This is a genomic window from Sphingobacterium sp. UBA7253, from assembly GCF_002472745.1.
Taxonomy (GTDB): domain Bacteria; phylum Bacteroidota; class Bacteroidia; order Sphingobacteriales; family Sphingobacteriaceae; genus Sphingobacterium; species Sphingobacterium siyangense.
Genome location: NZ_DKSP01000226.1, coordinates 4,784 through 10,431, shown reverse-complemented (window position 1 = coordinate 10,431; position 5,648 = coordinate 4,784). Strand labels below are relative to the sequence as shown.

The following is a 5,648-nucleotide window of genomic DNA, read 5'->3' as shown; positions in this document are numbered from 1 at the left end:
AGCTATTTTTTCTCTTCCTTGCAAAAGAAGATATTATTTAATAAACGCCTCGATACCCAATCTGTAGCTATCCAGGCCAAAACCACAGATCACCCCTTTACAATTCTTTGCCAGGAACGAATGATGGCGAAACTCCTCTCTTTGATGGACATTGCTTATGTGAACTTCAATTACAGGTGTTGTAACAGCCGCAATTGCATCTCCAATAGCAACAGATGTATGCGTATACGCTCCAGCATTCAACACAATTCCATCAAATTCAAAACCAACTTCGTGGATCTTATCGATTAACCCTCCTTCTGAATTGCTTTGAAAATAGTGCAATTGTACCTTTTCAAACTGTTGTTTAAGTTCTTCAAAGTAGCTAAGGAAGTCCTGGCTACCATAAATCGATTTCTCCCTTACACCCAACAAATTCAAATTTGGGCCATTCAGTATGAGGATTTTTTTCATTGAAATATAATTATTTTTGCACTGGTCCATTGGCTAACGGAGCGAACCCATGCCATTTTCTGTTTAAATAGATCGTTTTTAAGCCGTAATAAATCATAAGAAAGGATCGTCAACCATCGGATATTTTATGCTGGCTGTATCAAGCTTTCTCTCCTATGTTGTCCATTTTTCCTGAGACATGGTTTTAAAAACAAACTATATTGATCCTATAGTCGAATCAATATAGTTTGTCCTATTTCAAATATAGTTCGATTTATATAATTTCTATAAATCGTTATAAATTGCCCGGAAACTTGAGCGAAGTCCAAATGACACAACACCAGACTTATTGACTACCGGTGTTTCATATTGTGCTTTTGCGTAACGTTGGGTATAACCAAGTTCTAAGCGAAGGTTATACTTGGGGTTAAGCACATAGGCAGCCTTAGCATCCGCATAATAGATATTGTTCTTTATTCCTTGCGCTATATGGTTTCCATATAGATTTGGTATCGTTCGATAGGATTGAAAAATATCTCCTCCCATATTACTTCCATCAGGTAGATCCAGCCCATTTTGGGTAAACATGCCCTGTAACGAAAAGTCCCATCTATCCCAGGCATAATTCACAAGACCAACAAGCTCTCTAAAGTTTGCCCCTTTCGGATGGGCCAATGGTTCGGCATTGTTACTGTAGTTTGAATACGATTTAAAGTGTGCGTAAGTATATGGTCTTGCTGTATTATACTCGGCAAGAAAATTTAAATTCTTCACACCAAACATATCATATCCCCTTACGCCAAGTTGTGCTCCCCATTTGTTGTGCGCATATCCGTTACCGGCGAAGAACTCTTTAGCAGTAAATTCACCCAGTAAAAACTGTCCATATGCAGTCAATCTATAAGGTAATTTATATTTGGAGGTCAATCCCAAAAACATTTTGTCAGGCGACGTTGAGTTATTACTTTCAACAGGTCGAATAAAGATAATTGGACTAATATAACTAAAATCAAAACCTCTTTTACCGGCTTCATCTTGAGCAGCCCAAACGACAGACTGAAAAAAGCCTATCGATAACTTATTTGTCACATTCCAATCCAAGTATTGGAAAGCACCCCATTTTTTTCCGTCTCCTAAACGTGTATTATTCTGCCCTTCCATCGGAGTTGTACCCGTCAAATCTTGCCTAGGATGCGTCGGATCATTCATATACGCCCAGATCGAAGTATATTGAACATTCCCTATGGTCCCGGTCAATTTCAGATGCGCATAGTTTGAAGAAAAATCCGATAAAAGCATCGATCGATAGCCATCCCCGATAAAGTTTTTGTCGTAAGCCAAAGTTGCCTGGATATACTTATGGGCGTCATAAGTCATACTAGCTGTCGCATACATCCAGTCCATTTTATTCTTGGACTGAAATTTTGTATTTCCTTGACCCGGAATAACTTTATGTGCAACAATATAATCATCTAAATATTTAGGAAAGACAGCTTGGTTTTCAAATGCAGAGGTATTCAATGTAAATTTGTTTCCTACATTCAATCCCACCTGAAATCCTCTACCATTCATCCAAGTACGACGTTTGTCACCTTGCATATCTTTTCCAATATACATATCAGGCAAATAGTCTGCGTAAAATGTGTAATCGTCTTTTTCAACCTGAATAAGATGTTCGTTAAAGATTTTGCGCATGAACCAATTAGACGAAGAAACGGGTTTATTAGATTGGATTGAATCAAACTTAGCTAACAATAAAGAGTCTTTTATGACGAATGGTTTAGCAGACGTATGCATTCTCGTCTCCGTAGAATAAACCGCATCGTTCATTTTTTGATAAAAATGATACGAATAGGGCTGACTCTTAATCTGGGCAAAACCTCCGCAGGAAATACCTACTCCCACGCCTGCCAGCACAATTCGGAGTAAATTATTATTTTTTGTTATATTAAGCCTCATAAAATTATTTCAAAGATTATTTTTTCTAGCAAAATGCATTCCTAAACGCAAATTAACCGAATAAAATTGACTTTATTCATATGTTCAGTCAATTTTATCATGCTAAATCGTATTTGCTATTCCTTTTATTCAAAAATATTTATATCTTGCATTTCAGTAAATAACCTTAAATCATAAAAAATAGCCCTAATAAGCATGAAACGCAGAACATTTATCCAAAACGCAACCCTGTTAACCGCAGGTGCACTTACAAGCAAATTTTCATTCGCTCAGGAACATTCTTTTCCCACTGTTCGGACAGGTAAAGAGAAAAGACTTTTCTCGAGCAAGGTAATCGAAGATGCAATTGTAGAATTTCAGAAAAATGTTAAAAATAAGGAACTGGCTTGGTTATTTAACAACTGCTTTCCTAATACCCTAGATACTACCGTATTTCCCTATGTCCAAAACGGAAGAAATTATACCTATGTGATTACAGGGGATATTGACGCGATGTGGTTGCGTGACAGCAGTGCGCAGGTATGGCCGTACCTCCCTTTTATGAAAAAAGACAAAAAACTGCAGGATCTTATTGTTGGCTTAATTCAAAAACAGAGCAAATGCATCAATATTGATCCTTATGCCAATGCATTTTATAACGATCCAACAAAGAAAGGCGAATGGTTCAGTGATCACACAAACATGAAACCTGGAATTCATGAACGAAAATGGGAAATCGATTCATTGTGTTATCCAATTCGATTAGCTTATCATTATTGGAAAGAAACAAATGACAGCAGTCCATTTAATGAAGAATGGTTAGAAGCACAACATAAAATATATCAGACTTTCGTTGAGCAACAACGTAAAGATAGTCTAGGCCCATATAAATTTGAGCGAACAACATCCAGAGGATCCGACACATTACAGGTAGATGGCTACGGATATCCTGTAAATCCAGTTGGCTTGATTTGCTCTAGTTTTCGACCGTCAGACGATTCTACAATTTTCTCATTTCTTATTCCATCCAATTTATTTGCGATTGTTAGCCTTAGACAGTCTGCCGAGATCTTGAAAAAGGTTAAAAATGAACACGAGCTCGCTGCAAAAATGGAAGCGCTTGCCAATGAGGTCGAAGCAGCAGTCAATAAATATGGTATCATCGACCATCCGACACTGGGCCGGATTTACGCATTTGAAGTAGACGGTTTTTCGAGCCATCTTATGATGGATGATGCAAATATCCCTAGTTTGTTGGCCCTACCTTATTTAGGAGCTGTAGATCTAAATAACGAAGTTTATCAACGTACGCGTAACTTTGTTTTGTCTGATAAAAATCCATTCTTTTTTAAGGGAACAGCAGCAGAAGGCATTGGTGGACCTCACATAGGAAGAGATATGATCTGGCCGATGTCCATTATTATGCGGGCGCAGACCTCAACAAATGATGAGGAGATTCGTAATTGTATTAAAACACTGGTCAATACACATGGTGGAACTGGATTTATGCATGAGTCTTTTCATAAAAACGATCCTAAAAAATTCACAAGACATTGGTTTGCTTGGACAAATACATTATTTGGCGAATTAATTTGGAAAATATACAAAGAGAAACCATCTTTGCTTCAATAAATCTGAAACTTATGACACAATGTTATAAGTGAAAGAACTTATAACATTGTGTTATGGATAATTTAACAACCCCCTGTCCTATTGGTATTTTTGATTCCGGTTATGGAGGACTCTCCGTATTCAAGGAAATTCAACAACTTTTACCTCAATACGATTATATCTATTTAGGCGATAACGCCCGTGTTCCCTACGGTACAAGATCCTTTGAGACCGTTTATAATTACACCAAACAATGTGTTTTTAAATTATTTGACCTGGGCTGTAATCTCGTTATTCTGGCATGTAATACGGCTTCTGCAAAAGCATTAAGGACTATTCAACAACATGATCTTCCCCCTGGAAAGAAAGTCCTTGGCGTCATCAGACCCACTACAGAAATCGTACACAATTTTACGAAAACTAACAAGATCGGTATTTTAGCCACTACAGGAACGGTAAAATCTGAATCCTATAAAATAGAAATACACAAATTCAATCCAGAAATTGAGGTTTTTCAGCACGACTGCCCTTTTTGGGTTCCTTTAGTAGAAAACAATGAAATCAATACAGAAGGTGCACATTACTTTGTAGAAAAAGATTTACGGGAACTTTTACAGCAATCCGATCAAATCGATACCATTGTACTTGCCTGCACCCATTATCCTTTATTGCTACCCGTAATCCAAAAATATACACCAAGTAATATAAAGATCATCTCCCAGGGACCTATTGTTGCCAATAGCTTAAAAGAATATCTTGATAGACACCGGGAAATTGAAACAATTTGTTCTCAAAATGGCCAACTGGCCTTTTATACAACAGACGATCCAAGGGACTTTGAATACAAAGCAAAAATATTTTTTGGACAGCCGATAGCCGCAAGCCATATCAGTGTTTAGAAAATAAAAGGCAATAATTTTTAAAACTTTTACTTCCCAATTTTCGTTATTCTGATAAAAGGCGAGTAAAATGAAAAAGAACTTTATAACCATTGCTTATAATCAGGATACACAGCATTGCGAATCCAAAGAGTTTTCAAACATACAGGAAAGTGCAGATTATTTTAAGACTTTCGAGACCTCTGCACAGCCCAACTACGTTCCCGTGTGTATTTACAATTTAAATACAAACACCATTCTAGATATAAGTGATTATTATATAAACAACGATATTGAACTCCACCGAATTGTAAAAAACTGCCTGGCCGGAAAATAACTCCTTTAATACTTAAAAACAAATTAGCGGACTAGCATTCCCCTTTCTTATTAGCATGAGTTATATATTTATATTATTACATTCTGAAAAATAATATTTCATTAATTTTTAATATCTTCAAGCAGATAATCAGACCAAAAACAAGTCACAGATAATGAAAACCAAACTGACAATAAGCCTCTTAACAGTATCTTTAGGATTAACTGCATGTAATTCAAACCATGCGAATTCAAATTCAAGTTCGGATAGCAGTGCAAATTCTGCAACTGATACAACAAGTTATCCTCCCGTAGAAACACAAAATGCAAACACGAATTATAAACCTGCATTTGCTGGACAAACCAGAATTAAAGGTGCAAAGACGAGCACACCGTTCGAAGGTAAAGTAATTGCCGAGGGATTAAAATCTCCTTGGGGTATCACTGCGCTACCAGATGGCCGATTAAAGAGCG

Annotated in this window: 5 protein-coding genes and 1 pseudogene; 4 read left to right on the top strand and 2 right to left on the bottom strand. The window is 36.9% G+C overall.

Features of this window, described 5'->3' with window-relative positions; all coding sequences use genetic code 11:
• Positions 1-33: 33 nt before the first annotated feature.
• The gene (aroQ, locus tag B2X72_RS24025; protein WP_286736107.1) at positions 34-453 is read right to left on the bottom strand and encodes a type II 3-dehydroquinate dehydratase; all 420 of its coding nucleotides are present in this window, start codon (positions 451-453) and stop codon (positions 34-36) included.
• A gap of 264 nt (positions 454-717) precedes the next feature.
• Positions 718-2,391 carry a gliding motility protein RemB gene (locus B2X72_RS24020; RefSeq protein ID WP_244294309.1) on the bottom strand — a complete coding sequence of 558 codons (1,674 nt, stop codon included), beginning with the start codon at positions 2,389-2,391 and terminating at the stop codon, positions 718-720.
• 195 nt (positions 2,392-2,586) lie between these two features.
• Between B2X72_RS24020 and B2X72_RS24015 the strand changes: the two genes are divergently transcribed.
• The 4 genes and pseudogenes from B2X72_RS24015 to B2X72_RS24000 all read left to right on the top strand — a co-directional run.
• Entirely contained in the window at positions 2,587-4,002 is a 1,416-nt protein-coding gene (locus B2X72_RS24015) for a glycoside hydrolase family 125 protein (protein WP_088162169.1), read from the top strand.
• Positions 4,003-4,055: 53 nt separating this feature from the next.
• Positions 4,056-4,880, top strand: coding sequence for a glutamate racemase (gene murI, locus B2X72_RS24010; protein WP_145327026.1), 825 nt, complete (start codon positions 4,056-4,058; stop codon positions 4,878-4,880).
• A 70-nt stretch (positions 4,881-4,950) separates the two neighbouring features.
• The gene (locus tag B2X72_RS24005) at positions 4,951-5,196 is read left to right on the top strand and encodes a hypothetical protein (RefSeq protein WP_088162171.1); all 246 of its coding nucleotides are present in this window, start codon (positions 4,951-4,953) and stop codon (positions 5,194-5,196) included.
• Positions 5,197-5,350: 154 nt separating this feature from the next.
• A pseudogene (locus B2X72_RS24000) lies at positions 5,351-5,648 on the top strand (PQQ-dependent sugar dehydrogenase); the annotation flags it as partial.